General features: G+C 70.0%; 24 protein-coding genes and 2 pseudogenes. 9 read left to right on the top strand and 17 right to left on the bottom strand.

The window, feature by feature from the left end:
- Positions 1-86 precede the first annotated feature (86 nt).
- Positions 87-631, top strand: a pseudogene (locus tag OHU89_RS28740) (LysR family transcriptional regulator).
- A gap of 76 nt (positions 632-707) precedes the next feature.
- Here the strand turns inward: OHU89_RS28740 and OHU89_RS28735 are convergent.
- Both OHU89_RS28735 and OHU89_RS28730 read right to left on the bottom strand, forming a co-directional pair.
- On the bottom strand, positions 708-2,081 hold the full coding sequence (locus OHU89_RS28735; RefSeq protein WP_405647049.1) for an FG-GAP and VCBS repeat-containing protein: 1,374 nt from the start codon (positions 2,079-2,081) through the stop codon (positions 708-710).
- A gap of 21 nt (positions 2,082-2,102) precedes the next feature.
- Positions 2,103-2,564, bottom strand: a complete 462-nt coding sequence (locus OHU89_RS28730) for an ATP-binding protein (RefSeq protein WP_405647047.1) — start codon at positions 2,562-2,564, stop codon at positions 2,103-2,105.
- A gap of 117 nt (positions 2,565-2,681) precedes the next feature.
- Here OHU89_RS28730 and OHU89_RS28725 point away from each other — a divergent pair, with 117 nt between their 5' ends.
- Both OHU89_RS28725 and OHU89_RS28720 read left to right on the top strand, forming a co-directional pair.
- Entirely contained in the window at positions 2,682-3,536 is an 855-nt protein-coding gene (locus tag OHU89_RS28725) for a helix-turn-helix transcriptional regulator (RefSeq protein ID WP_267015181.1), read from the top strand.
- Positions 3,533-3,718, top strand: coding sequence for a DUF397 domain-containing protein (locus OHU89_RS28720; RefSeq protein WP_405647045.1), 186 nt, complete (start codon positions 3,533-3,535; stop codon positions 3,716-3,718). The genes OHU89_RS28725 and OHU89_RS28720 overlap by 4 nt, the downstream gene beginning before the upstream one ends.
- On the opposite strand, the gene OHU89_RS28715 is transcribed toward OHU89_RS28720, so the two are convergent.
- From OHU89_RS28715 to OHU89_RS28705, 3 genes are all read right to left on the bottom strand, one after another.
- Positions 3,698-7,051 carry a HEAT repeat domain-containing protein gene (locus OHU89_RS28715; RefSeq protein WP_405647043.1) on the bottom strand — a complete coding sequence of 1,118 codons (3,354 nt, stop codon included), beginning with the start codon at positions 7,049-7,051 and terminating at the stop codon, positions 3,698-3,700. The two genes, OHU89_RS28720 and OHU89_RS28715, sit on opposite strands and share 21 nt — an antisense overlap.
- A gap of 40 nt (positions 7,052-7,091) precedes the next feature.
- Complete coding sequence (locus tag OHU89_RS28710; protein WP_405647041.1) at positions 7,092-9,011, bottom strand: AMP-dependent synthetase/ligase; 1,920 nt, start codon at positions 9,009-9,011, stop codon at positions 7,092-7,094.
- A gap of 314 nt (positions 9,012-9,325) precedes the next feature.
- Positions 9,326-10,597 (bottom strand): acetyl-CoA C-acetyltransferase, encoded by a 1,272-nt coding sequence (locus OHU89_RS28705; RefSeq protein WP_405647039.1) that lies wholly within the window; start codon positions 10,595-10,597, stop codon positions 9,326-9,328.
- Positions 10,598-10,695: 98 nt separating this feature from the next.
- On the opposite strand from OHU89_RS28705, the gene OHU89_RS28700 reads away from it, so the two are divergent.
- Both OHU89_RS28700 and OHU89_RS28695 read left to right on the top strand, forming a co-directional pair.
- Complete coding sequence (locus OHU89_RS28700) at positions 10,696-11,964, top strand: 3-oxoacyl-ACP reductase (protein ID WP_405647038.1); 1,269 nt, start codon at positions 10,696-10,698, stop codon at positions 11,962-11,964.
- Positions 11,964-12,806, top strand: a complete 843-nt coding sequence (locus OHU89_RS28695) for a MaoC family dehydratase (RefSeq protein ID WP_405647036.1) — start codon at positions 11,964-11,966, stop codon at positions 12,804-12,806. Before OHU89_RS28700 ends, OHU89_RS28695 begins: the two co-directional genes overlap by 1 nt.
- On the opposite strand, the gene OHU89_RS28690 is transcribed toward OHU89_RS28695, so the two are convergent.
- The 7 genes and pseudogenes from OHU89_RS28690 to OHU89_RS28660 form a co-directional block, all read right to left on the bottom strand.
- Entirely contained in the window at positions 12,788-13,438 is a 651-nt protein-coding gene (locus tag OHU89_RS28690) for a TetR/AcrR family transcriptional regulator (RefSeq protein WP_365393972.1), read from the bottom strand. The two genes, OHU89_RS28695 and OHU89_RS28690, sit on opposite strands and share 19 nt — an antisense overlap.
- A 10-nt stretch (positions 13,439-13,448) precedes the next feature.
- Positions 13,449-13,748, bottom strand: coding sequence for a DUF4229 domain-containing protein (locus OHU89_RS28685; RefSeq protein WP_405647034.1), 300 nt, complete (start codon positions 13,746-13,748; stop codon positions 13,449-13,451).
- Between the two features lie 86 nt (positions 13,749-13,834).
- The gene (locus OHU89_RS28680) at positions 13,835-14,356 is read right to left on the bottom strand and encodes a GNAT family N-acetyltransferase (RefSeq protein WP_405647032.1); all 522 of its coding nucleotides are present in this window, start codon (positions 14,354-14,356) and stop codon (positions 13,835-13,837) included.
- A 27-nt stretch (positions 14,357-14,383) separates the two neighbouring features.
- A pseudogene (locus tag OHU89_RS28675) lies at positions 14,384-15,031 on the bottom strand (UdgX family uracil-DNA binding protein).
- Between the two features lie 156 nt (positions 15,032-15,187).
- Positions 15,188-16,351 (bottom strand): aminofutalosine synthase MqnE, encoded by a 1,164-nt coding sequence (gene mqnE, locus OHU89_RS28670; protein WP_266889153.1) that lies wholly within the window; start codon positions 16,349-16,351, stop codon positions 15,188-15,190.
- Positions 16,352-16,389: 38 nt separating this feature from the next.
- Positions 16,390-16,845 (bottom strand): Lrp/AsnC family transcriptional regulator, encoded by a 456-nt coding sequence (locus OHU89_RS28665; protein WP_266889154.1) that lies wholly within the window; start codon positions 16,843-16,845, stop codon positions 16,390-16,392.
- 79 nt (positions 16,846-16,924) lie between these two features.
- Complete coding sequence (locus tag OHU89_RS28660; RefSeq protein ID WP_405647029.1) at positions 16,925-17,614, bottom strand: UbiX family flavin prenyltransferase; 690 nt, start codon at positions 17,612-17,614, stop codon at positions 16,925-16,927.
- An 81-nt stretch (positions 17,615-17,695) separates the two neighbouring features.
- Here OHU89_RS28660 and OHU89_RS28655 point away from each other — a divergent pair, with 81 nt between their 5' ends.
- Complete coding sequence (locus OHU89_RS28655) at positions 17,696-18,298, top strand: rhomboid family intramembrane serine protease (protein WP_405647027.1); 603 nt, start codon at positions 17,696-17,698, stop codon at positions 18,296-18,298.
- Positions 18,299-18,367: 69 nt separating this feature from the next.
- Here the strand turns inward: OHU89_RS28655 and OHU89_RS28650 are convergent, their stop codons facing one another.
- The 3 genes from OHU89_RS28650 to OHU89_RS28640 all read right to left on the bottom strand — a co-directional run bounded on the left by OHU89_RS28650 (position 18,368) and on the right by OHU89_RS28640 (position 19,907).
- Entirely contained in the window at positions 18,368-18,631 is a 264-nt protein-coding gene (locus tag OHU89_RS28650; protein WP_405647025.1) for a hypothetical protein, read from the bottom strand.
- 121 nt (positions 18,632-18,752) lie between these two features.
- Positions 18,753-19,655, bottom strand: coding sequence for a menaquinone biosynthesis prenyltransferase MqnP (gene mqnP, locus OHU89_RS28645; RefSeq protein WP_405647022.1), 903 nt, complete (start codon positions 19,653-19,655; stop codon positions 18,753-18,755).
- A gap of 84 nt (positions 19,656-19,739) precedes the next feature.
- Complete coding sequence (locus tag OHU89_RS28640; RefSeq protein ID WP_405647019.1) at positions 19,740-19,907, bottom strand: Arc family DNA-binding protein; 168 nt, start codon at positions 19,905-19,907, stop codon at positions 19,740-19,742.
- 20 nt (positions 19,908-19,927) lie between these two features.
- Between OHU89_RS28640 and OHU89_RS28635 the strand changes: the two genes are divergently transcribed.
- Complete coding sequence (locus OHU89_RS28635) at positions 19,928-21,130, top strand: RNA-guided endonuclease InsQ/TnpB family protein (protein WP_405647017.1); 1,203 nt, start codon at positions 19,928-19,930, stop codon at positions 21,128-21,130.
- 35 nt (positions 21,131-21,165) lie between these two features.
- Here the strand turns inward: OHU89_RS28635 and OHU89_RS28630 are convergent, their stop codons facing one another.
- The gene (locus OHU89_RS28630) at positions 21,166-22,623 is read right to left on the bottom strand and encodes a menaquinone biosynthesis decarboxylase (protein WP_405647015.1); all 1,458 of its coding nucleotides are present in this window, start codon (positions 22,621-22,623) and stop codon (positions 21,166-21,168) included.
- Between the two features lie 87 nt (positions 22,624-22,710).
- Here OHU89_RS28630 and OHU89_RS28625 point away from each other — a divergent pair, with 87 nt between their 5' ends.
- Both OHU89_RS28625 and OHU89_RS28620 read left to right on the top strand, forming a co-directional pair.
- Positions 22,711-23,031, top strand: a complete 321-nt coding sequence (locus OHU89_RS28625) for a PLD nuclease N-terminal domain-containing protein (protein ID WP_266889159.1) — start codon at positions 22,711-22,713, stop codon at positions 23,029-23,031.
- A complete protein-coding gene (locus tag OHU89_RS28620) occupies positions 23,031-23,930 on the top strand; it encodes a LysR family transcriptional regulator (protein ID WP_405647012.1) in 900 nt (299 codons plus the stop codon). Before OHU89_RS28625 ends, OHU89_RS28620 begins: the two co-directional genes overlap by 1 nt.
- Here OHU89_RS28620 and OHU89_RS28615 read toward each other — a convergent pair.
- On the bottom strand, positions 23,884-24,816 hold the full coding sequence (locus OHU89_RS28615; protein ID WP_405647010.1) for a DMT family transporter: 933 nt from the start codon (positions 24,814-24,816) through the stop codon (positions 23,884-23,886). The genes OHU89_RS28620 and OHU89_RS28615 overlap by 47 nt on opposite strands.
- Positions 24,817-24,861 lie beyond the last annotated feature (45 nt).

The raw sequence follows: 24,861 nt of genomic DNA, 5'->3' as shown, positions 1-24,861 counted from the left end.
TGGGCCCTGGGCTGATCGTGGTACACCTGCTGAGGCCAGTCAATCCTTGGGATTTGTCGCTGGACCCAAGTGTTAGCTTGGGTTTCATGACCCTCGACGACCTGCGGGTGTTCGTGGCGGTGTGCCGGGCCGGGAGCCTGAGCGCGGTGGCCCGGGAGCTGGGGTGTACGCAGTCCGCGGTGAGTCAGCATGTGAAGCGTCTGGAGCGGGAGACGGGGGTCGCGCTGCTGGAGCGGCAGCCGCGGGGCGTCTCACCGACACGGGCGGGGAGGCGGCCGCCGACCTCACGGACGTACGCCTGATCGGACTGCCACCGAACTCCGCCTCCGCCGCCCATCTGGACGCGGCCTGCGCCGAGTTGGGGCTGCGGTTCGCCTACGACACCAGCGTCGCCGACTGGGACACGGCCTTGCTGCTGGCCGAGCTGGGGGTGGGGCGGGCGGTCGTGCCGGTGCTGCCGGGGCTGGCGGCGACCGGTTCGGGTGAGCTGAGGCTGATCCCGTTGCCGGATCTGCGTCCGCTGCCGGTGGGGTGGGCCGTACGGCGGTGGGATGCGCTGAGTCCCCCGGCGCGAGCGTTCGCGGACACGGTGGTGGAGTGGCGGGGGCGGCGGGTGAGCGGGGGTTCGTGAAGCGGTCAGGGCGAGATGGCGATGGTGCTGCCCTCCGGGAGAGAGCAGCACCACGATCAGCCGTTCCTACCGGTCATCACTGCGGGAACGCGGCCACCACGTTCAGCTCCTTGGCGCCGGTACCCGTGATACCGGCTGCCGTCCCCGGAAGCAGCACACCACCGTTGTAGTAGTCGCTGGACACCAGAAGGTCCTTGTCGCCGTCGCGGTCGATGTCGCGCAGGCGGACGAGCTGGCCGAAGCAACCGAACTCGGTCGGGGTGCCGGGGACACCGGCGGTGGCCCGGGTGAACCACTGCGAGTTCTTGCCGGTGAGACCGGACGTGCCGCCGCGCAGGACGTGGACGCCGCCCGCGGTCGCCTTGGAGCTGACGGTCTCCTCCCAGACGCCGACCGCGAGGTCCGGGTAGCCGTCGCCGTTGGTGTCTCCGGCGGAGATGCTGTCGCCGAAGCCGTCGCCCTTGGTCGCGGCCGTCGCTACACCTGAAGTCGCCTGTGAAATACGGTACTTCGTCGTCGGGCCCGTGCTGCCGCCGCGCCAGACGACCACCGAACCGGCGTAGTTGTTGTACCGGGTGTCGCTGACCGCGAGGTCCCCGTAGCCGTCCTTGTTGAAGTCGGCGACGACGCCGGTGGGGCTGTAGTCGGGCTTGGAGCTGTTGACGACCGTCTGCTTGCCCGGCTTGATCGTGGAGCCGCCGCGCAGGAACCACACGTCCTGGGTCATCTTGTCGTTGTGGTAGCCCTGGCCGAGGACGAAGAGGTCCGTGGCCTTGTCCTTGGTGACCTTGCCGGCGACCAGGCCGGTGGGTTCGAGGAGATCGTCGGCGACGTGCTTGGTCACCGAGCCGGTGCTGCCGGACTTGGCGAACCCGCCGCGGTAGATGTAGACGGTGTCGACGCCATTGGTGACCGCCAGGTCGGCCTTGCCGTCGCCGTTGAAGTCGCCGGTCTCGATCTGGTCGCCGAAGCCGTAGTGGGCGTGGGCGGTGACCTTGAGGCGGACGGCGCCGGTGCCGGAGAGGCCGGTCTTCGCGCCCCACAGAATGGTGACCGCGCCCGCGCCGGTCTTGGTACCGATCTTCTCCGAGGAGTCGGCTACGGCCAGGTCGGCGTACCCGTCACGGTTGAAGTCGGCGGCGGCGAGGTCGTCGCCGAACGAGTCGGCGTAGTCGCCGGCGTCCCCGGGCGTTCCGGGGACGCCCGCGGTGGCCTGCGTGAACGTCTTGCTGGTGGTGCCGGGGCCGGTGGCGGTCCCGTACGTGACGGTGAACTCGCCACCGAGGCTCGCCGAGGCGTAGTCGCGGTAACCGTCACCGTTGAAGTCGTCGGCGTACTTCGCCGGGGTGGCGGCGGTGGCGGTGCCCACGGAGAGAGTGAGCAGCCCGCCGGTCAGGGACACGGCGGTGGCCGTGGCGAGCGCCAGCCGAAGGTTGGTGCGCGTGAACATGCGTCTCCTGCGTGATCTAAGTCAGTGGGAAGGAGACTCACGATGGCCGCTGATGGTTGTGCCCTTGTGTGACTCGGGTTCCTTGAGGGGGAGTTCCGCCCAGACCGTCTTGCCCACAACCCGTTCCGTGACGCCCCAGGTCCGGCTGAGCAGCGTCACGAGGAGCAGGCCTCGGCCTCCCTCGGCGTCCGGGTCGGTGACGTAGCGGAGTGGGCGGTCGGCTCGGGGGTCGCTGACTTCGATACGGAGCGTGGGCTCGGACTCGGGGTGGAGGAGTCCGAGGCGGAGCTCGAAGTCACGGCCGGGGATTCTGGCGTGGGTGACGGCGTTGGCGGCGAGTTCGGCGACGACCTGCTGTGCGGTGGCGTTCACGTCGCTGTCGTAGGGGTGGCCCCAGGCGTCGAGTTGCTGCGCGGTGAGACGGCGGGCGAGGCGGGCGCCGCGGGGAGTGGCGCTGAGGCGGGTGGAGATTTCGGCGTTCACATCACTGAGCGTGGTGGATTGTCCCTACCCTGACCAGGTACGACCCGGCGACGCTGGGTAGCTGTACGGGTGCGGTGAGTTGCGTGTACGGGTTGTCGGGTGGGAGGGGTGAGGCATGTGAGCGAGCGGAGGCCTGAGACGCCTGCGGAGGCGGAGGGGACGACAGGGTTGTTCGTCGCGCTGGGCAAGATGCTCAGGTTCTTGCGCGAGCGGAAAGGGCTGACGCAGACGGAGTTCGGGGAACTGGTGGGGTACGGCCCGGACGCGATCTCGGCGATGGAGCGGGGAGTGCGGAGGCTTCGACCCGAGGTCCTGATCAAGGCGGAGGAGCTGCTGGATGCCGGGGGCCTGTTCAAGGAGGTGATCCCGGAGGTCGAGGAGGCGTTGGCGAAGGCTCGGACTCGGCATCCGGAGTGGTATCGCAATTACGCCGGGTTGGAGGCGGAGGCGGTTGAGCTGCACTTCTATGCCAACCACGCGGTGCACGGGCTGCTTCAGACCGAGGATCACGCACGAGCCGTGTTCAGCAAACGGCGACCGTTCCTCGACGAGGAGACGATCGAGAGGCGGGTCACGGATCGGCTCTCCCGGCAGCAGGTCTTCGAGCGTTGGCCTGCGCCGATCGTGAGTTACATCCTCGAAGAGGTCGTACTGGACCGGCCGATCGGCGGGCGGCGCGTGCACGCGGATCAGCTTCGGCGCATGCTCCAAGTTGGACAGATGCAGAACGTCGAGATCCAGGTGATGCCCACCAGGGTGGAGGAACACCCCAGCCTGGGCAGCGCGTTCAACCTCCTGGCGCCCAAGGGGCACGGACAGGTGGCGTACACGGAAGCCCAGGGGTATCCCCGGTTGATCACCGAACTGGAAGAGGTCCGGAGGATCGCAGACCGCTATGGGATCATGCGGGCGATGGCACTCTCTCCCTCGGAGTCCCGCAAGTTGATCGAGAGCAAGCTGGAGGAGCTATGAACACCGAGCAGCTCACTTGGTTCAAGTCCAGCTACAGCGACGGCGAGGGAGGCGACTGCCTGGAGGTCGCCCTCACTCCCTCCTCCGTCCACCTCCGCGACTCCAAGCACCCCACCGGCCCGCACCTCACCCTCTCCCCCACCACCTGGTCCGCCTTCCTCTCAGGGGAGTTGCTCGGCTAGGGGCGCCAACGCCTCGGCCGCCGCCAAGGCGCGGGCGGCCTCCTCCCGTACGCTCTCGTCCTCGTCCTCCTCCGCGCGGGCCCGCAGCAACGGCATCGTCGCCGGGTCCGCGGGCCAGCCGAAGGCGAGGACCCAGAGCGCGGCGGTACGACCGTCGTGGTGCGGGTCGGTCACCGCAACGCCGCGAGCCAGCTCCGCCGCGGCCGCTTCCGGCTCGTGCAGGGCGCACCACCGCAGCGCGGAGACCCGGGCGCGGACCTCCGGATCGGTGAGCGCCCGGTCCCGGAGCAGGGCGGGGGAAGCCGGTTCCTCGATCCAGTACGTGGCGACCATGTCCAGGGCCGCGCAGCGCACCCGGACCTCGTCGTCCAGCACGGCGCGTTGCCGGAGGAAGTCCCTGGTGTCCGGGGACTCGCCCCACTGCCTGGCGAGGATCTGGAGCGCGGAGTGGCGTACGTGGGCGCTGGGGTCGTGCAGACAGCGGTCCACCACCACCTCCCGAGTTCCGGGAAGGTCGCCGCGGTGCCCGCCGAGCAGCCGTACGGCGACGGCACGGATCGATTCGTCAGGGTCGTCATCGAGGAGGCCCATGACCCGGGTCCAGGTGGCGGGGTCGTCGGCCCGGTCGCGTACGAGTTGCTGGAGACCCTGTCGGCGCAGCTGGACGTCGGCGTCCTCGGCCCGGTCCGGGTCGTCCGTGAACGACTCGTCCGGCTCGCTGGGCTCGATGGCCACGCTCTTGTCCCCCGCGTGGTGGCGCAGCAGCAGGGCCGCCGTTCTGCGCACGGCCCGGCTGGGGTCGTCGGCGGCACGTTCCCGGACCAGTTCCCATGTGCTGTCCGAACTGCCGCGGTTCACCAGCCTGCGCAGGGCGAAGTCACGGACCTGGGGGTCGGGATCGCCCACGGCGCGCTCGCGGAGCAGGGGTTCGACGGCCGTCGACTCGGCGAAGTGACCCGTCACGCTGCGCAACGCCAGCACCCGGAACTCCGGGGCGGGGTCGGCCACGGCCCGGTCGAAGGCCAGCCGCCGGGTGCCTGCCCGGCCGGGCCACAGTCGGCACAGCACTTGCAGGGCCCGGCTCCGTACCTCCTCGGCGCTGTCGTTCACCAGGCGGTCGGCGACCAGCTCCCAGAGCCCTTTGGTGCGGTCGCCGTGCTGCCCGAGCAGGTACAAGGCGGCCCGGCGGCAGCCCGCGCTGCGGTCGGCGGTGACCCGTTCCCGCAGCAGCTCCCAGGTGTCGGGCTCGCCGGCCCAGCGCGCGGCCAGCAGTTCCATGGCCTCGGCACGGGCGATCGCCGAGCGGTAGTGGACGACGACGACGCGGGTCAGCTCCCGGGTCTGGTGCAGGGAGTAGGCGAGCGCGGAGGAGGCCGCCACGCTCCAGGTGAACTGGGCCCGCAGATGGAACCAGCGCAGCAGCGGACGCCGGCCGCTCCAGTGGGCGCCGAAGCTGCCCAGGACCGGGTGCACGGTACGGAGTTCCACGGGAAAGCGGCCTTTGGGAGCGCCCTCGGAGAAGAGGGCGATCAGCTCGCCCACCACCTCCCTGCTCTGCCGCGCCAGCACTCCGATCTTGCGCACCTCGCCCAGGGCGCGCAGCGCGAGGACCAGCTGACCGGTGTCGCCGGGATCGACACGGCGGCGGTGCAGGGCGAGGAAGCGGTCGATGGCGGCACCGGCCTCGCGTTCGCCGATCTGCCCGACGAGCAGGAGCAGCACCTCGCGCCAGGCGGGCTCGGCGGCCCTCCGTACGAAGATCTGGTCGACCAACTCGTCCTGGTTCCACTCGCGTTCACGGGTGTAGCGGCGTTCGATGTCCTCCGCCGCCAGATACTCCAGGAACGCCCGGTGCACGAATCCGTACACGCCGCCGCCGTAGTGGCTCAGGATGAAGTTCCGTTCCCTGAACTGCCGGACCATCGTGCGGGCCGCCGAGACGGCCTGGGCGAGGGGCAGTTCGTACTCCTCGCGCAGGGACTCCGCGAACGTCGACAGGAGTTCGTCGCTGTGGATGTGGTTGCCGCCCAGGCCGCCCCGGCCCTCCTGCATGCGGCGGGCCACCAGTCTGAGCAGTTCGTGCCGGTCCTCGTCCCCGAGGTAGGAGAGAGCCTCCGCGTCGGCCGGAGCCCGCAGATGCTTGGCGTGCTCGTCCCAGTGGGCGACCAGGACCGCGACCGCGTGCCGGTACACCCCGTGCCGGTCACGCGGGAGTTCCCGGCGGCGGCCGATGATGGCGAGGATCGTCAACAGCAGGGGGTTGCCCGCGAGTTCGCCGACGGGGCGGGAGTGAGTGACGGCCTCCGTGAGGCGGCGGGTGAGGCGGTCGGCGCGCTCGGGGTCGTGCGGGCAGGCGACCTCGTACCACTGAGTGGCGAACTGGCGGATCTGCGGCCGGCTCAGGTCCTGGATCATGTAGTGCCCGAAACCGGCGTTCTCCAGGACGCCTCGCCGGTAGCCGATCACCCTTGAGGTGACCACGACCCGGCAGCCGGTGGACCGGTACCGGCCCGCGAAGTCCGCTATCCGATGGCCGACCTGCTCGCGCGCGGCCGGGTCGAAGAGTTCGTCGAGGCCGTCGAAGAGAACGATCGCGCGTCCCTCGGCCAGGAGCCGCTCGGTGAGCGCGCGGGGCGGCGCCATGCCCTTCACCGTGTGCAGATGGTCCAGGAAGTCCTCGAAGGTGCGCTCCCGCCACTGGCCCGCCGCGTACTCCCGCAGTTCCACAACCAGGGGCACCCGTCCCCCGAGCGGGTCGAGCCCGTCCAGGGGGGCGCCACCAGCCAGGGCCAGCGCGAGACGTCGTACCAGCGTCGACTTCCCGGCGCCCGGGTCGCCGAGCAGCACGACACGGTCCGCGTCCGGTGCCGCCAGCACCTGGAGCACATCGCGCAGCGGCCGCTCCATGTAGGCCTGCCGGATCCGCTCCAGGGTGTCCGGCTCCAGCGGCAGCTCGCCGGGCCAGTCCCCGCTGTCCACCAGCCGGTTGAGGATGTCCCGCGGCAGTTCGACCGGTGGCGGGTCCTCCCGGACCTTCGGCGGCACGAACACCTCGTTCAGCTCGACCGGCGGGTGCTCCCCCTCCTCCATGGGGATCAGCACCTCCAGGTCGAGGCGCCCGTAGCACTCGTGGACGCGCCGCGCGTACCGCCGTAAGGCCTCGTCGTCCTCCTCGGCCGAGGCTCCGGCCGGCTCGGTCGGCGCCTGCTGCACGTACTGGTTCTCGATGTACGTCGCACTGCTGCCGTCCCCGGTCACCACGGCCCTGGCATCACCTGCCGCCCCGACCGCCCGCTCCCCGTCCGCCGCGACCCGCTCCGATTCCCGCCCCATGCCAGGACGGTAGCGGTCCTGGGACAGTGGTGAGGGGTGGTCAGCGGGCGTACAACCCCTCGATCTCCGCGGTGAAGTCCCCCATCACCGTCTCCCGCCTCAGTTTCATCGACGGGGTCAAGTGGCCGTCCGTCTCCGTGAAGTCCCTCGGCAGTACCGTGAAGCGGCGGATCGACTCCGGTCTCGACACCAGCTTGTTCGCCTCGTCCACCGCGCGTTGGAGGATGGACCGCAACTCCTCGTCGTCGGCGAGGAGTTCCGCCGGGACGGGGTGTTTGCCGTTCATGCGGCGCCAGTGGGTGATGCCCTCCATGTCGAGGGTGATCAGGGCGGCGACGTAGGGGCGGCGGTCGCCGACGACCATGCACTGGGAGACCAGGGGGTGTTGGCGGAGCCAGTTCTCCAGGGGGGCCGGGGCGACCGTCTTGCCGCCCGCCGTGATCAGCAGTTCCTTCTTGCGGCCGGTGATGGTGAGGTAGCCCTCGTCGTCCAGGCTGCCGATGTCGCCGGTCGGGAACCAGCCGTCGGACGACGCCGGGGTGACGCCGCCCGCGTTCGGGTCCCAGTAGCCCCGGAATATCTGGCCGCCGGCCAGCAGGATCTCGCCGTCCGCCGCTATGCGGACCCGGGTGCCGGGCAAGGGCCAACCCACGGTTCCCAAGCGGGACTTCAGGGGTGGAGTCACTGTGGCCGCGCCGGTGGACTCGGTCAGGCCGTACCCCTCGTAGATCTCCATGCCCGCGCCCGCGAAGAACGCGTGGAGGCTGCGGCCCAGCGGTGAGCCGCCGCTGATGATGTGGCGGACCCGGCCGCCCATGGCGTTGCGGATCCGGCGGTAGACGAGGGGGTCGTAGAAGGTGCGGGCCGCCTTGAGCGCGGTGCCCGGGCCGCTGCCGGTACCCGCCTGGCGGGCCTCCGTCGCCTCGCCGTAGCGGACGGCCACGTTCACCGCGCGGTCGAAGGCCGAGACCCTGCCGCCGATCTCCGCCTTGGCCCGGGCACTGTTGAAGACCTTCTCCAGCATGTACGGGATGACCAGGAGGAAGGTGGGCTTGAAGCTGGCCAGGTCCCCCAGCAGATCCTCCGACTTCAGGCTCGGCGCGTGGCCCAGCCGGACCCGGGCCCGGATGCAGGCGATCGCCACCATGCGGCCGAAGACGTGGGACATGGGGAGGAAGAGGAGGGTCGCCAGCTCCTCGTCCGAGCGGGACCTGAACACCGGGTGGAGGATCTCGATCGCGTTGTCGACCTCCGCCAGGAAGTTGCCGTGCGAGATCGCGCAGCCCTTGGGGCGGCCGGTCGTGCCCGAGGTGTAGACGACCGTGGCCAGGGTGTCGGGGCCCAGCATGCCCCGGCGTACGTCGATCTCCGCTTCGGAGACCGGTTGGCCGAGCTCCGCCAGCCGCTCCACATGGCCCTTCTCCACGACCCACAGATGGCGCAGGTCGGGCAGGCGGTTGAGTTCGGGGCCGAGGGCCGAAGCCTGGGCGACGGTCTCCGTCACCAGTGCCACAGCGCCCGAGTCCTGGAGGATCCAGCGGGTCTGGAAGACCGAGGAGGTCGGGTAGACGGGGACCGTCACCAGGCCTGCCGCCCACGCGGCGAAGTCCAGCAGGGTCCACTCGTAGATCGTGCGGGCCATGACGGCGATACGGTCGCCCGGCTGGAGTCCCTCCGCCACCAGGCCCCTGGCCAGCGCCAGTACCTGGGCCGCGAACTCGGTCGTCGTCACATCCGACCAACTGCCCTCCTCCGCACGGCGGCTGAGCACCCGGTCCTCGGGAGCGGCGGCCGCGTTGTCGAAGGGCAGGTCGGCCAGCGAGCCGTGTGTCACGGGCGGCACGACCGGCGGTACCGACACCTCCCGGACCTCGCCGTCCAGTCGCTTGATCTCCGGCTCCACGAGCACGGGCGCGCCGTCGTAGTCGGTCGCGGAGACATAAGGGAGGGACGACGACATGGGGCAGCTCCTGAGGCGCGCAGCTGGATACCGCTCTGCTGCATAGGTACGCGCCGTGCGTACCTGGGCGTTCACCGGTGGTGGGCGGGTATGGGGGGTTACCGGCAGTTAGATCGGCGATCTTAGGAGGTGCAGGTGGCGAGTTCGTGTGGGTTCGGGGATGCTCCGGGGCCGGGTCTGTGCAACCTCTCCCGCAATATGAACCTTTGTCAGCTAAGGGCGGTTGAGCAGGTCGGCCGGCCACCGCTCACGCCAGGTCGGCCGCCCGTCACGGCCGTTCCAACACGACCGTCACGGCCGTTCCGACACCACCGTCACGGCCGTTCCAGCACCGCCGTCACCCCCTGCCCACCCGCCGCACACACCGAGATCAGGCCCCGGCCCGGCCCCCCGCGCTCCGCGAGCGACTTCGCCAGCGTCGCGACGATCCGCGCCCCGGTCGCCGCGAAGGGATGCCCCGTGGCCAGGGACGAGCCCGTCACATTGAGCCGCTCCCGGTCCACCGGGTCCAGCCCCGCCTTCTCCCACGCCTCCAGCGTGGCCAGCACCTGTGACGCGAAGGCCTCGTGGACTTCCACGAGGTCGAAGTCGGCCATGCCCAGACCGGCCCGTTCCAGCATGCGCGGCACCGCGTAGGCCGGTGCCATCAGCAGGCCGTCCTCGCCCTTCACGAAGTCGACGGCCGCCGTCTCGTACGTCGACAGGTACGCCAGCGGCTCCAGTCCGCGCGCCGCCGCCCACTCCTCCGAGGCCAGCAGCACGACCGCCGCTCCGTCGGTGAGCGGGGTCGAGTTCCCGGCGGTCATGGTCGGGTCGGGTGCGTCGAGACCGAACACCGGCTTCAGCGCGGCCAGTTTCTCCGCCGTCGAGTCCGGGCGCAGGTTCTGGTCGCGGTCCAGGCCCCGGAACGGCACCACCAGGTCCTGGAAGAAGCCGCGTTCGTACGCCGCCGCCAGCCGCTGGTGACTCGTCGCCGCCAGTTCGTCCTGGGCCTCGCGCGCGACACCCCAGGTGCGGGCAGTCACCGCCGCGTGCTCGCCCATCGACAGGCCGGTGCGGGGTTCGGCGTTGCGCGGGATGTCGGGGACCAGATGGCCCGGGCGGATGCGGGCCAGTGCCTTGAGCCGGCCGCCCGGCGACTTCGCCCTGCGCGCCGCCAGCAGGATCCGGCGCAGGCCGTCGTTCACGCCCAGCGGTGCGTCGCTCGCGGTGTCCGCGCCGCCCGCGATCGCCGACTCGGTCTGGCCGAGCGCGATCTTGTTGGCGGCGGCGATGACGGCCTGGAGGCCGGTGCCGCAGGCCTGCTGGATGTCGTACGCCGGGGTCGTCGGGGCCAGCTCGGAGCCGAGGACCGTCTCGCGGGCCAGGTTGAAGTCACGGCTGTGCTTGAGGACCGCGCCAGCGACGAACTCGCCCACCGCGCCCGGCTCCTGGAGGCCGTGGCGCTCCACCAGTCCGTCCACGACCGTCGTCAGCATCTCCTGGTTCGAGGCGGTGGCGTACGGGCCGTCCGAGCGGGCGAAGGGCACGCGGGTGCCGCCGATGATCGCGACCCGCCGGGCCACGGGCACCTGAAGGGGGCTCATCTCGACCTGCTCCTCATGCGTGACGTAGGCTTACCTGCGGTAACCTTACTCCAGAGTAAGAAGACTGATAAGAGGTGGGACCGAGTGGGGAGACGGCAATGGCCGACCGTTATCTGAGCTTCACCGGCACCGCGCCCGGCCGCTTCCTGACCCGCAGACTCGGGCTGCCGCAGCCCTCGGCGCTGCGCCGCTGGTCGCCGGAGCAGCCCGGGCTCGCAGGGGGCGAGGTCCTCCACCTCACCGCGGGCAAGCCCGCCCCCGCACCTGCCGGCAGCCCCTCCGCCGTCGTCCTCGACGCCACCGGCGTACGGGACGTCGACGGCCTCGCCGACGTCCACGCGGCCCTCCACCCCGTGGTGCGGTCGGTCGCCGCGAGCGGCCGCATCGTCGTGCTCGGTGCGCCCCTCGACCCCGCCGACCATCACCAGGCCGCCGTCCAGCAGGCTCTGGAGGGCTTCACGCGCTCGCTCGGCAAGGAGATCGGGCGGGGCAGGACCGTGAACCTCGTACGGCTCACCGACCGGGACGCCGCCGAGTCCACCCTGCGCTTCCTCCTCTCCCCCAAGTCCGCCTACGTCAGCGGTCAGGTCATCGAGGTGACGGGGACGGCTCCGGAGGTGACCGTCGACCGGGACCAGCCCCTCGCCGACCGCACCGCCCTCATCACCGGCGCCGCCCGCGGCATCGGCGCGGCGGTCGCCGAGACGCTGGCCAGGGACGGGGCCCAGGTCGTCGTACTGGACGTACCGCAGGCCGAGGAGGACGCGCGGAAGCTCGCGGAGAGGCTCGGGGGCAGGTCCCTGGCGCTCGACATCACCGCCGCCGACGCGGGTGAGCGGATCGCCGCCGAACTCCCCGACGGACTCGATGTGTTGATCCACAACGCCGGGATCACCCGGGACCGCCGCCTGGTCAACATGCCTGCGGACCGCTGGAGTTCGGTCCTCGACGTGAACCTCGCGAGTGTGCTGCGTACGACGGACGCGCTGCTGGCCGCCGGGACTTTCAAGCCCAACGGCCGGATCGTCGCCACCGCCTCCATCGCCGGGCTCGCCGGGAACGCGGGGCAGACCAACTACGGCGCAAGCAAGGCGGGAATCGTCGGTCTGGTGCGGTCGCTCGCCCCCCGCGCCCTCGCCGAGCACGGGGTGACCGTGAACGCCGTCGCGCCCGGATTCATCGAGACGAAGATGACCGCCGCCGTGCCGCTCCTCATCCGGGAGGCGGGCCGCCGGATGAACTCCCTCGCCCAGGGCGGGCTGCCCGTCGATGTCGCCGAGACGACCGCGTGGCTCGCGCATCCGGCGTCGGGTGCGGTGAACGGGCAGGTCGTACGGGTCTGCGGCCAGAGTCTGTTGGGGGCGTAGTGACCGTCGTCCTCACCCGGTCCCCCGCGCTCGCGCCCCTGTTCGCCCGCGGTGCCCTGCTCTCCGCCGTCAAGCGGCCCCGCCCAGACGCCGAGTTCCCGCGCACCCGGCTGCTCCTGCCCGCGCTGCGGGTGGACCTGGCACGGCTGGCGGCGTACGAGCGGGTGTGCGGGTTCGCCACCGGCGACGACGCGCTGCCGGTGACGTATCCGCATGTGCTCGGCTTTCCGCTGGCCATGCGGCTGATGAGCGCGCGGGACTTCCCGCTGCCGCTGCTCGGTCTCGTCCACACGTCGATCGCGATCACCCAGCACCGGGCCCTCGCCGCCACCGCGGAACACGAACTCACCGTGTACGTCGACGGGTTGGCGCCGCATCGGCGCGGCACGGAGGCGGGGGTCGTCACCGAGGTGCGGGTCGGCGACGATGTCGTATGGGGGTCGCGGAGTACATATCTGGCGCGGCACGGCTCGACGTCCGGCGGAGGTGCCGCCCCTGCCGAGAAGGGTGCTTCGCTCCCCTCGGTCGCCGAGTGGCGGCTCGCCGGGGATGTCGGCCGGCGTTACGCCTCCGCGTCCGGTGACCGCAATCCCATCCACCTCCACCCGCTCACCGCCCGCCTCTTCGGCTTCCCGCGGGCCATCGCGCACGGCATGTGGACGGTGGCCCGGTGCCTCGCCGCGCACGGTGTGCCCCAAGCGGCGTTGGTGCGGGCGGAGTTCAGGGCGCCGGTGCTGCTGCCGGGGGCGGTGACCTACGCGGCGGAGGGCGAGCGGTTCGAGCTGCGGGGTGGTGGAGACCGGCTCCACGTCACCGGAAGCGTCTATCCGCTGACGCCCTGACGGGCCCAGGGCCGGCCCTCCATCAGGTTCCCCAGCCCGGCCCACGCGAAGTTCATCAGCGTCGCCGCCGCCTGTTTGGCGGTGACGCCGGGGGTGGTGTTGGCCCACGCGGCGAGGGACTCGGCGGCGCCGACGAGGGCCTCGGCGAGCCCGGCGACCTCGCGTTCGGGCAGGTCGGGATCGCGGTGGGCCTCCCGCGCGGCGACGACGATCAGCTGCGTCACGAACGCGACGATCTCCTCGCGCATCGCGGCGACCTCGGCGGCGAAGGGTTCGCCGTGCGTACGGGCCTGGAGGTGCAGCACGGACCAGGCGTCCGGCTTCTGCCCGGTGTGCGTGAAGAACGCCAGCAGCCCGTCCCAGAGTTGGCGGTCCGCGGGCTGGTCGGTACGGACCCCGGAGCGCACCGCCTCGGTCAGCGCGAGCGCCTCCCGGCGGATGCAGGCGGTGAAGAGGTCTTCCTTGGAGTTCAGGTACAGGTAGACCAACGGCTTGGAGACACCCGCGAGTTCGGCGATCTCATCCATCGAGGCGGCCATGTACCCACGCCGCCCGAAGGTCTCCACGGCAGCGTCCAGCATCTGCTGTTCACGGACCGCGCGCGGCATCCGCTTGGTCTTCACTGCACCCATAGGGGCAAGACTAAGTCGTCTGTCCCTGCGCACGCGCCGTGTCGTCGGCTACGTCCTCCTGGTTGCGGTTGGCTTCCAGGTTCGCCTTGGCGCGGTCGACCTTCTCGACGATCTGGACGGAGGCCCGGTCGCGCTCCTTGCGGAGGGCCACGAAGCTGATGGGCGCGGAGATCACCAGGGAGAGCAGGACGATCCACATGCCGTTGGAGTCGCCGAGGCCGCGCGGGGCGACACCGGCGTAGACGAGGCCCCAGACGACCACGAGGCAGCCCACGAAGATCCCGAGGCGCATCAGTGTGTAGCGGAGCATCTCAATCCACTCTTCCGTTCCGACTGAAAGTTCCCAAAGGGTGCCTTCCAGTGAAGCACGCCCGGTACCCGATCTTGCAGGGGGTGTCAGGTCAGCGGGAGCCACATCATGATGTCGTCCCGGTAGTCGTCCGCGGACACCCGCAGCCCGCCCGGCACCCGGCCGACCTCCTTGTAACCGGCGGACGCGTAGAACCGTTCGAGACCGAGGCCGCCCCGGCAGGTCAGCTTCAGCGCCTCCAGGCCGAACCCACGGGCATGCGTCTCGACCTCCGCCAGCAGGGACCGGCCGTGGCCGCCGCCCTGGACGGCCGGGTCGATCATGACCGTGTAGAGCCAGGCGTAGTGGTTCTGCAGGCGGTGCGTGTTGAAGCCGAAGAAGGCGGTCGCCCGCAGCCGGCCCTCCGGGTCGAACCCGGCCAGAAGACGGTGGCGTCCCGCCGCGGTCGACTCGGCGTAACGCTCCACGTCCGGACGTACGTCGTCATACGTCGTCGTACCGATGAATCCGACCGCCCCACCCGTGTTGTTCACGGCCACCCACAGGTGGGTCAGCTCGTCGAGGAGGTCGGGGGTGAGGCCGGGGTCCAGGCGGTACGTGAGCTCCATGGGCCACGAGTCTAAAACGGCGCCCGATCACCCCAGAGCGCGGGCCGCCACCCGCAGATCGGAGACGAGCCCCTGGTAGGCGGCCTCACGGTCCTCGGACCGCAGGACGGAGGAGGGGTGCACGGTGGCGACCAGTCGCTCCTCGCGGCCGTGGATCTCCCGCTCCAGAACGGCCCCGCGCTCCTGCGTGACCCGGAACGACGAACCGAGCAGCGCCTTGCCCGCGGTGGCGCCGAGAGCCACGATCAACTCCGGTTCCACAAGGCTCAGTTCGGCTTCCAGCCACGGGCCGCAGGCGGTCATCTCACGGAGCGTGGGGGCCTTGTGGATACGCCGCTTGCGGGGCTCGGTCCGCGTGAACTTGAAGTGCTTCACGGCGTTGGTGACCTACGCGTCCGCCGGGTCGATACCGGCCTCCGCGAGGGCCCGGTCCAGGAGTTTCCCGGCGGGGCCGACGAAGGGCCTGCCCTGGAGATCCTCCTGGTCGCCGGGTTGTTCGCCCACGAGCATGACTCGGGCATCCGCGGTGCCCTCGCCGAAGACGACCTGGGTGGCGTCCCGGTGCAGGGGGCAGCCTTGGCAGTCGGCTGCCGCCCGGCGCAGGGCGCTGAGCATCGCCTTCTCCGGGTTCTCAGGGAGGAAGGGCTCGGCGGTGTATTTGTCCTCGGACACCATGAGGGCCGGGTACCCGTCGGGGGACGATCGGACTCATGCCGAATGCGGCCGCGCCCCTGGGGTGGGAACAGTCGAAGCTCGATCAGCTGTACCGACTCAGGGGCGCGGGGAACTGCGCGACCAGCCCCCGCGCACCCGCAGTCGAATACGGCGCCCTCACACCCGCATCGGCTGCGGCGACTCCCTGCGCGCCGGGTCCGCACCCTCGTACTCCCGGATGATCTCGTAGCGCGTGTTCCGCTCCACCGGCCGGAACCCGGCGTCCCGGATCAGGTCCAGGAGATCCTCACGCGTCAGCTTGTTCGGCGTGCCGTAGTTGTCCGCGTCGTGGGTGATCTTGTACTCGACGACCGAACCGTCCATGTCGTCCGCACCGTGCTGGAGGGCCAGCTGGGCGGTCTGGACGCCGTGCATGACCCAGAAGACCTTGACGTGCGGGACGTTGTCGAAGAGCAGACGGGAGACCGCGAAGGTCTTCAGGGCCTCCGCGCCGGTCGCCATCTGCGTGCGTGCCTGGAGGCGGTTGCGGACCTTGCCGTCCTTCACGTCGACGAAGTCGTGCTGGTAGCGCAGCGGGATGAAGACCTGGAAGCCGCCGGTCTCGTCCTGGAGCTCACGCAGACGCAGGACGTGGTCCACCCGGTGCTTCGGCTCCTCGATGTGGCCGTAGAGCATGGTGGACGGGGTCTTGAGCCCCTTCTCGTGCGCCAGGCGGTGGATGCGCGACCAGTCCTCCCAGTGTGTCCGGTGGTCCACGATGTGCTGGCGGACCTCCCAGTCGAAGATCTCCGCGCCACCGCCGGTGAGGGACTCCAGACCGGCGTCGATGAGCTCGTCCAGGATCTCCGACGCCGACAGCCCGCTGATCGTCTCGAAGTGGTGGATCTCGGTCGCCGTGAAGGCCTTCAGCGAGACGTTCGGCAGCGCGGCCTTCAGCTCCCGCAGGGACCGCGGGTAGTAGCGCCACGGCAGGTTCGGGTGCAGGCCGTTGACGATGTGGAGCTCGGTGAGGTTCTCGCCCTCCATCGCCTTGGCGAGCTTCACCGCCTCCTCGATGCGCATCGTGTACGCGTCCTTCTCGCCCGGCTTGCGCTGGAAGGAGCAGTAGGCGCAGGACGCCGTGCACACGTTGGTCATGTTGAGATGGCGGTTGACGTTGAAGTGGACGACGTCGCCGTTCTTCCGCGTCCGCACCTCGTGCGCGAGTCCGCCCAGCCAGGCCAGGTCGTCCGACTCGTAGAGCGCGATGCCGTCCTCGCGGGTCAGGCGAACGCCCGCCCGTACCTTCTCCTCCAGCTCGCGCCTGAGCCCGACGTCCATGCCACAACCTTTCTACGACGACCTGTCCAACCGTACGTCTACGCCTCTTCGGGAAGCTCTCCGACCCGGTTCTCCCACTTCGTGGAGAGCACGATGGTGGTACGGGTCCGCGAGACACCCTGCGTGCCGCTGAGCCGCCGGATGGTCTTCTCCAGGCCGTCGACATCGGCGGCCCGCACCTTGAGCATGTACGAGTCGTCGCCGGCGATGAACCAGCAGTCCTCGATCTCACCGAGGTCCTTGAGCCGCCGGGCCACGTCCTCGTGGTCGACGGCGTCGGAGAGGGAGATGCCGATCAGCGCGGTGACGCCGAGGCCGAGCGAGGCGGAGTCGACGGTGGCGCGGTAACCGGTGATGACGCCGGCCGCCTCCAGCCGGTTGATGCGGTCGGTGACGCTGGGTCCCGACAGACCGACGAGGCGCCCCAACTCCGCGTAGGAGGCCCGGCCGTTCTCCCTCAGGGCCTGGATGAGCTGCCTGTCCACCGCGTCCATGCGATCGAAGCCTTCCACTGAAGAGTTCCCGAAGTGATGAGAGGTACTACTGACCTGCTGCGACTTGCTCAGACGGCGTTCACGTCGTGTGGGTTCCGCCGCCGAGTTCGCCCTTCCAGCGGCGGTAGAGCCGGTGCTCGACGCCCGCCGCGTCGAGGACCCGTCCGGCGACGAAGTCCACCAGGTCCTGAATGTGCGTCGCCCCCGCGTAGAAGGCGGGCGAGGCAGGCACCACGGTGGCGCCCGCGTCGTCCAGGCTCACCAGGTGCCGGAGCGTCTGACCGTTCAACGGGGTCTCCCGAACGGCTACCACCAGCTTGCGCCCCTCCTTGAGGGTCACGCTCGCCGCACGCTGCAGCAGGTCCTTGGAGAGCCCGAGGGCGACACCGGCGACACAGGCGGTCGAGGCGGGCACGATCAGCATCCCTTTGACGGGATACGACCCCGAGGACGGCCCCGCGGCCAGGTCCCCGGCGGCCCAGTACCGCACCCGCTCGATGTCAGCGCCGATGGCAAAGCTGCCCGGCTTGCCATCGGCCCCCCTGGCCAGCCATTCCCGCAGGTCGTCCTGCCAGTGCGCGTCCCTGAAGGAGATCCCCGTCTCGTCCAGCAGCGTGAGCCGCGAGGCCCGGCTGACGACCAGGTCGACGCTCTCGCCGGCATCGAGGAGCGCGCGCAGCACGGACGCGGCATACGGGGTGCCGGAAGCGCCGGACACCCCTACGATCCAAGGCGTACGCCGTGTCTCTCCTGGCTTGACTGGGTTCACGCCCCCGAGCCTATCCGGCGTCGCAGGGTGGGAACCGGCCAAGGGGGTCCGGCCGTTCTCCGGAGGGGAATGGGGGTTGCCATGTCCGGTACCGGGCTGGAGCAGTCGCGAGGCGACCGAGCGCGGACCGCGGCCAAGCTGATGCTGGGCTGGGTCGCGCTGCTGTGGCTGCTGGAAGTGGTGGACGTGGTGAGCGGCCACGCGCTGGACGACTTCGGCATCGTGCCGCGCGAACCCTCGGAACTGATCGACGTGGTCCCGGCCTCGTTCATCCACTTCGGCTGGGCCCACGTGGCGGCGAACACCGTCCCGCTGCTGGTCATGGGCTTCCTCGCGGCCCTCGGCGGCATCCGCCGCTTCCTCGCGGTCTGCGCGCTGGTCATCGTGGCCGACGGGCTGGGCGTCTGGCTCATAGCCCCCGACCGCACCAACACCGCCGGCGCCTCGGGCCTGATCTTCGGCCTCTTCGGCTTCCTGCTGGTCAGCGGTTTCGTGGAGCGACGGCTGCTCGGCGTCCTGGCCGGTCTGCTGGTCGGAGCCGTGTGGGGCAGCTCGATCCTGATGGGCCTCGCGCCCACCCAGACGGGCGTCAGCTGGCAGGGACACCTGCTGGGTCTGGTCGCGGGGGTGGCGGCGGCGTTCGTGTTCCGCCGCCGGGTGGGAAGCGGAGTGGTTCAGACCTGAGGGCGGCCTTCCGGTCGATCGGGAGGCGAGCGGTGGGGATCACCAGCTTGCCGAGCGGCGAGTCGACGGTCAGATCGGGGCCGTACGGGATGGTGTCGCGGCCTCGGTCATGGTGACGGCATGGCCCTTGAGGGGGTCGAGGATCACGTAGTCGACGCTGCCTCGCGAGGCGTACCAGCGGGGCTTGACCTCGTAGTCGAAGAGGCGGCTGCCTTGGGAGACGACCTCGACGAGCCCAGGGAGCCAGGCGCTCTCGTTCTCCGGTGACTCGGTCGGGTGGCCGATCCACGTCAGCCGGCCGCCCGACCAGAACCCCGCACGAGCGGGGAGCACTTGAGCGTGAACGGATTCATGGGAATCGCCCTCGGCTCACCCCCGCTGCGGCGGGGACACGCTCCAGCAGCGTAGCGAGGCAACGCCAACGGACCCCGCGGACCGGGGTCGCCCGAGCGGGCTAAACCGTGAGCCCCCGCACCAACAGGTCGAGGAGCGCGCACACGAAGAGGCTGATGCCGATGAACCCGTTGGTCGAGAAGAACGCCCTGTTCAGGCGGGACAGATCATGTGGGCGGACGATGTTGTGCTCGTACACGAACGCCGCCGCGACGATCATCAGGCCCACCCAGAAGAAACCACCCGCGTCCGTGGCCACCGCGTACCAGACCAGGAGCCCCATCGTCAGGGCGTGGCACACCCGGGCGCCCCAGATCGCCGCTGGGATGCCGAAGCGGGCCGGGACGGACATGACGCCGACCTCGCGGTCCGTCTCGACGTCCTGGCAGGCGTAGATCAGGTCGAAGCCGCCGATCCAGATGCCGACGGCGAGGCCGAGGATGACCGCGTCCCAGGACCACTCGCCGGTGATGGCCAGCCAGCCGCCGACCGGGCCCATGGCCTGGGCGAGGCCCAGGATGGCCTGGGGGAAGTTCGTGAAGCGTTTGCCGTAGGGGTAGACCACCATCGGGATGACCGCGACGGGGGCCAGGGCCAGGCAGAGGGGGTTCAGCAACGCCGCCGAGCCCAGGAAGATCACTACCGCGACCAGCGCGCCCGCCCAGGCGTGCTTCACGGACATCGCGCCAGTCACCAGCTCACGATGCGCCGTCCGAGGGTTACGGGCATCGATCTCGCGGTCGATGATCCGGTTCACCGCCATCGCGAACGTCCGCAGACCCACCATGCAGATCGTCACCAGCAGCAGCCGCCCCCAGTGGATGTTCTTGTCCCACTGGAACATCGCGGTGAGCGCGGCGATATACGCGAAGGGCAGCGCGAAGACCGAGTGCTCGATCATCACCAGGCGCAGGAAGGCCTTCGTGCGTCCCGGCTGCGGGATCGCGGCAGATGCGGAACTCACTGAGAACCTCCGAGAATGCCCCGGCCTTCAGACCGGAGAGGAATCAGACCCCTGCGTCGCAGGGCGTGGAAAGGTGAATTGCTGTCATGGCGACTCGCCATCTGACGGGGTAGCACGGCGCTCGTCGTCCAAGCGGTACACGATCTCTGAGTTGAGGGACCGGCGGGCGGACTTGGCCTGGGCAACCAGCCAAGCGTGAAGGTCAACGGGAAGCCTGAGCGTGATACGCACTTCATCAGTCACGCTCCGCATGCTAGTGGTAGCGTGGTGTCATGACGACACCACGAGCGGTGGAAGGCGCCGGGCACGCCCGGTACGTCTACCGGCTGCGCGTTTCGTCGACCGCCCGCTCGGCGCTTCTGACCGAGTGGGACCGCTGCCGGTGGATCTGGAACGAGTGCGTCGCCCGCTCCAAGAAAGCCCACCGCGACGGGGAGAAGTGCGGCCCAGCCCGGTTGGACAAGATGCTGACCGAGGCCCGAGGCGCCGCATCGTGGTTGGCCGAGGGCAACTCGGTGCCACAGCAGCAGCTCATCCGCGACTTTGGCAAATCCCGGGCCAAGGCGCTGAAAGACATCAAGGATCGCCTGCCGCAACAACAGCGGGCCGGTATGCCGAAGCACAAGAGGAAGCGCGAGGCCGACCCCACCCTCAACCACACACGGCGCGGATTCCGCCTGAAGGACGGGCGCCTGCACCTCGCGGGCGGCATCATCCTGACCGTCGTACGGTCGCGGGACTTGCCCGCCGACCCATCGAGCGTGCGTGTATACCGGGACAGTCTCGGGCACTGGTACGCCTCGTTCGTCGTTCCCGCGGAAGTCCAACTGCTCCCTGCCACCGGCGCAGTGATTGGCGTGGACTGGGGCGTGCGCGAGACGGCGACCACGACCAGTGACGCCCACGACCTCCCGCACGCCGAGCATGGCAGGAAGGCCAAGTCGAGGCTGACCCGGTACGACCGGATGATGGCCCGCCGCAAGCCCACCAAGGGACAGTCGGCTTCGAAGGGCTATCGGGCGGCGAAGAAACTGCGGGCCAAGACGTACGAGAAGATCGCCCGCCGGCGGCAGGACGCCGCCCGTAAGTGGGCCAAACGCGTCGTGACCGACCACGACGCTATCGCTGTGGAGGACTTCCGGCCGAAGTTCCTCGCCAAGTCCACCATGGCACGCAAGGCCGCCGACGCGGCGATCGGCACTACCAAGAAGGCCCTGCTGGAGATGGGCCGTAAGCACAGGCGGGACGTCCGTCTGGTGCACCCTGCCCACACCACCATGGATTGCGCGTCGTGCGGAGCGAGAACCAAGCACGCACTTCCTCTTTCGGAACGTACCTACACCTGCACCGCGTGCGGAGCCGTATCCCCCAGGGACAAGAACTCCGCCCGTGTGATGCTCGTCCGGGCTGGTCTGAACCCGGCTGGTGTCGAGGGCATAGGACCTCCTGGAGCGCCGCTCCAGGAGGCGGCCTGAGCCAGGAATCCCCTCCCGTTCAGGGAGGGAAGCAGTCAAAGTCCGTATTCCTTCCAGCGTCGGTCGACCGTCGCCGCCGTCTCCGGGTCGGACAACACCATGTCGGGCCAGCCTCCGTCACGGGTGTAGCCCTCCTCGGGCCACTTCTTCGTCGCGTCGATCCCCGCCTTGCCGCCCCAGAACTGCTGGTAGGAGGCGTGGTCGAGATGGTCGACGGGACCCTCGACGACCGAGAGGTCGCGCGCGTAGTCCGTGTTGCCGAGCGCGCGCCACGCGACCTCGTGGAGGTCGTGGACGTCGCAGTCGGAGTCGACCACCACGATCAGCTTGGTGAGGGACATCATGTGGGCACCCCAGATCGCGTGCATCACCTTCTGGGCGTGTTTGGGGTACTTCTTGTCGATCGAGACGATCGCGCAGTTGTGGAAGCCGCCCGCCTCGGGCAGGTGGTAGTCCACGATGTCCGGGACGATGATCTTCAGCAGGGGGAGGAAGAAGCGCTCCGTCGCCTTGCCCAGCGGGCCGTCCTCCGTCGGGGGCCTGCCCACCACGATCGACTGCAGCAGCGGCCGCTTCCGCATCGTCACGCAGTCGATCTTCAGCGCCGGGAACGGCTCCTGCGGGGTGTAGAACCCCGTGTGGTCGCCGAAGGGGCCCTCGGGCAGCATCTCCCCCGGCTCCAGCCAGCCCTCGATCACGACCTCCGCCTGCGCCGGCACCTGGAGCGGCACCGTCTTGCAGTCGACCATCTCGATCCGCTTGCCCGCGAGGAAGCCGGCGAAGAGGTACTCGTCGATGTCGCCGGGGAGCGGCGCGGTGGAGGCGTACGACACGGCCGGCGGGCAGCCGAAGGCGATCGCGACCGGAAGGCGCTCGCCCCGCCTCGCCGCGACCTGGTAGTGGTTGCGGCTGTCCTTGTGGATCTGCCAGTGCATGCCGATCGTGCGCTTGTCGTGGCGCTGGAGCCGGTACAGACCGAGGTTGCGGATCCCGGACTCGGGGTCCTTGGTGTGGGTCAGGCCGAGGTTGAAGAAGGAGCCGCCGTCCTGCGGCCAGGTGAAGAGGGCGGGGAGCTGGTCGAGGTCGACGTCGTCGCCGGTGAGGACGACCTCCTGCACCGGCGCGTCCCCGGACTTCACCTTCTTCGGCGGTACATGCGTCATCGCGCCGAGCTTCCCGAAGGCCTCGCGCACCCCCACGAAGCCGTGCGGCAGCTCGGGCCGCAGCAGGCCGCCGATCTTCTCCGAGATCTCGGAGTACGACTTCAGGCCCAGCGCCTTCAGCAGCCGGCGGTCGGTCCCGAAGACGTTCATCGCGAGGGGCATCGCGGAGCCCTTCACGTTCTCGAAGAGCAGCGCCGGCCCCCCGGACTTCTGCACCCGGTCGACGATCTCCCCGACCTCCAAGTACGGATCCACCTCGGCCTTGATGCGCTTGAGGTCGCCCTCGCGCTCCAGGGCCCTGAGCAGCGAGCGAAGATCGTCGTAAGCCATGGGGTCAAGTATCCCCGAGCGGCTACCCTGGGCCTGAACCCGGGGGCCGTACCCCCGGCCCGTCGACCGTTTCGCTGGAGAGGACCCATGCTCCGGGTGCTGATGTTCCTCGTCCCACTGGCGCTGAGCGTGTACACGTTCATCGACTGCATCAGCACGAAGGAGGAGGACGTCCGCCACATGCCCAAGCCGCTGTGGGCCATCCTCGTGCTGCTGTTCCCGCTCGTCGGCTCGATCTCGTGGCTGATCGCGGGCAAGAAGCGCAGCCCGGCGGCCGAGGGCTGGTCCGGCGTGCGGGAGCGTGGCGGGCGCGGCCAGTGGGTCGCCCCCGACGACAACCCCGACTTCCTGAAGTCCCTCAACGAGGAGAAGAAGGAGCGCGGCGAGGACGGCCCCAAGGACAGCTGATGGAGCTGCGGCTGCTCGTCACCTTCGAGAAGGTCGCGACCGTCCTGAGCTTCACCCGGGCCGCGGCCGAGCTGAGTTACGCGCAGTCCAGCGTGACCAGCCAGATCCGCGCCCTGGAGGACTCCCTGGGCACCCCGCTCTTCGACCGGCTCGGCAGCCGCATCCGGCTGACGGAGGCCGGTGAGCGGCTGCTGCCGTACGCCCGGCAGATCATCGAGCTGAGCGAGGAGGCCCGCGCGGCGGTCGTCGACGCGGAGGAACCCTCGGGCACGCTCGCCGTCGGCACGATGGAGTCGCTGACCTCCTACCGGCTGCCGCCGCTCCTGGAGCTCTTCCACCACCGCCATCCGAAGGTCCGGCTCTCCCTGCGCACGACGCTGGGCGACGAGACCCGGCAGGCGCTGCGGCAGGGCACGTACGACGTGGGCTTCCTGATGGAGCCGGAGACCGAGCACGCGGGGCTGGAGAGCAGGGTGCTCGCGCCGGAGCCGCTGGTCCTGGTCGCCGCGCCCGGCCATCCCCTCGCCATGAGGACCCCCGCGCTCAAGACCGAGGACCTCACCGAGGTCCAGCTCGTCGGCACCGAACCCGGCTGCCCCTACCGCGACCTCTTCGAGTCCGAGCTCGTGCACCGCACCGGATCCCCGCCGCCTTTCATGGAGTTCGGCACGATCGAGGCGACCAAGCGGGGTGTGGCGGGCGGTCTCGGCGTCGCACTGCTGCCCCGGGTGACGGTGGGCGCGGAGCTGGCGTCCGGGGCGTTGGTCGAGCTGCCGTGGGAACCGCCGTTCCAGCTGTACACGCAGGTGGCGTGGCGGGCGGGGAAGCGCCTGCCACGCCATCTGACACTGTTCATCGAGGCTGCGGTGCGACTGGTGCGGGAGCAGACGTCGTCGTGACGACCCGGGGGTTCCGGGCCAGCGTCACCTTGAGGCTCGCCAGCACGATCAGCGGGACGCCCAGCGCCTGCACGAGGCCGATGTGGTGGCCGTACACCGCCCAGTCCATGACCATCGCGACCGCCGGGTAGACGAAGGCGAGTACGGCGATCTTCGAGACCGGCAGCTGAGCGTAGGCGGCGTACATCAGGACGTACATGACGCCCGTGTGGATGAACCCGAGCCCGACCAGCCAGCCCCAGTCCGCGCCCGTGCCGGCCATCGCGCCGAAGTCGGCGAAGGGGAGCAGCAGCGGGATGCCGACGAGGACTTGGACGAGGGCGATGAGGTGGGGGCGGACGCCGGTGATGCGCTTGGTGACCAGGGTGGACAGCCCGTAGAGGAGGGCGGCGAGCAACGCCTGTCCGACGCCGAGGAGATAGGTGCCGCCGCTGGTGAAGTCCCCTGGCGTCACGCCCGACACGAGGGTCAGACCCGCGAAGGCCAGGGCGATCCAGCCGACCTTGGCGGCCGTCAGCCGCTCACGGAAGAGCAGGGCGCCCAGCAGCACGACGTAGAACGGCTGGGTGTGGTAGACCACCGTCGCGACGGAGATCGACGTGTTCTCGTACGACTGGAAGAGGAACACCCAGTTGAAGACGATGAACACCCCTCCCAGGACGGCGAGTCCGAGGGTGCGCGGGGTGAAGCCGTGGTCGCGGAGCCAGCCGCGGGCGATGACGTAGCCGCCGAGCGCGAGGGCGCCGAACAGGACGCGGAAGAAGACGACGTTGAACGGCGAGGCGCCCGACTCGACGACGAAGACGCCGAGGGTGCCGGAGAGCACCATCGCGGTCGTCAGCTGGGCGATGCCCTTGGTCTCTGTGCCCTTGCTCTGTGAGGTCATGTCCCTGACGCTACGAGCGGGCATCCGTGCTGGTCCACGCGCCAG

The organism is Streptomyces sp. NBC_00019, assembly GCF_045041015.1.
Lineage (GTDB): Bacteria > Actinomycetota > Actinomycetes > Streptomycetales > Streptomycetaceae > Streptomyces.
The sequence above is the reverse complement of the archived record's forward strand: the minus strand, read 5'-3'. Positions and strand labels throughout refer to the sequence as shown.

Excerpts from the sequence above, each read along its gene's own strand:
- OHU89_RS28680 (WP_405647032.1), bottom strand. The coding sequence starts at position 14,356 with ATGGAGCTCACGTACCGCCTGGACCCCGGCCTCACCCCCGACCTCCTC.
- OHU89_RS28640 (WP_405647019.1), bottom strand. The coding sequence starts at position 19,907 with ATGCGGAGCGTGACTGATGAAGTGCGTATCACGCTCAGGCTTCCCGTT.
- OHU89_RS28665 (WP_266889154.1), bottom strand. The coding sequence starts at position 16,845 with ATGGACGCGGTGGACAGGCAGCTCATCCAGGCCCTGAGGGAGAACGGC.
- OHU89_RS28705 (WP_405647039.1), bottom strand. The coding sequence starts at position 10,597 with ATGAGCCCCCTTCAGGTGCCCGTGGCCCGGCGGGTCGCGATCATCGGC.
- OHU89_RS28685 (WP_405647034.1), bottom strand. The coding sequence starts at position 13,748 with ATGCTCCGCTACACACTGATGCGCCTCGGGATCTTCGTGGGCTGCCTC.
- OHU89_RS28735 (WP_405647049.1), bottom strand. The coding sequence starts at position 2,081 with ATGTTCACGCGCACCAACCTTCGGCTGGCGCTCGCCACGGCCACCGCC.
- OHU89_RS28635 (WP_405647017.1), top strand. The coding sequence starts at position 19,928 with ATGACGACACCACGAGCGGTGGAAGGCGCCGGGCACGCCCGGTACGTC.
- OHU89_RS28720 (WP_405647045.1), top strand. The coding sequence starts at position 3,533 with ATGAACACCGAGCAGCTCACTTGGTTCAAGTCCAGCTACAGCGACGGC.
- OHU89_RS28655 (WP_405647027.1), top strand. The coding sequence starts at position 17,696 with ATGTCCGGTACCGGGCTGGAGCAGTCGCGAGGCGACCGAGCGCGGACC.
- OHU89_RS28620 (WP_405647012.1), top strand. The coding sequence starts at position 23,031 with ATGGAGCTGCGGCTGCTCGTCACCTTCGAGAAGGTCGCGACCGTCCTG.
- OHU89_RS28625 (WP_266889159.1), top strand. The coding sequence starts at position 22,711 with ATGCTCCGGGTGCTGATGTTCCTCGTCCCACTGGCGCTGAGCGTGTAC.
- mqnE (WP_266889153.1), bottom strand. The coding sequence starts at position 16,351 with ATGGACGTCGGGCTCAGGCGCGAGCTGGAGGAGAAGGTACGGGCGGGC.
- OHU89_RS28690 (WP_365393972.1), bottom strand. The coding sequence starts at position 13,438 with ATGGGTGCAGTGAAGACCAAGCGGATGCCGCGCGCGGTCCGTGAACAG.
- OHU89_RS28630 (WP_405647015.1), bottom strand. The coding sequence starts at position 22,623 with ATGGCTTACGACGATCTTCGCTCGCTGCTCAGGGCCCTGGAGCGCGAG.
- OHU89_RS28715 (WP_405647043.1), bottom strand. The coding sequence starts at position 7,051 with ATGGGGCGGGAATCGGAGCGGGTCGCGGCGGACGGGGAGCGGGCGGTC.
- OHU89_RS28710 (WP_405647041.1), bottom strand. The coding sequence starts at position 9,011 with ATGTCGTCGTCCCTCCCTTATGTCTCCGCGACCGACTACGACGGCGCG.
- OHU89_RS28700 (WP_405647038.1), top strand. The coding sequence starts at position 10,696 with ATGGCCGACCGTTATCTGAGCTTCACCGGCACCGCGCCCGGCCGCTTC.
- OHU89_RS28615 (WP_405647010.1), bottom strand. The coding sequence starts at position 24,816 with ATGACCTCACAGAGCAAGGGCACAGAGACCAAGGGCATCGCCCAGCTG.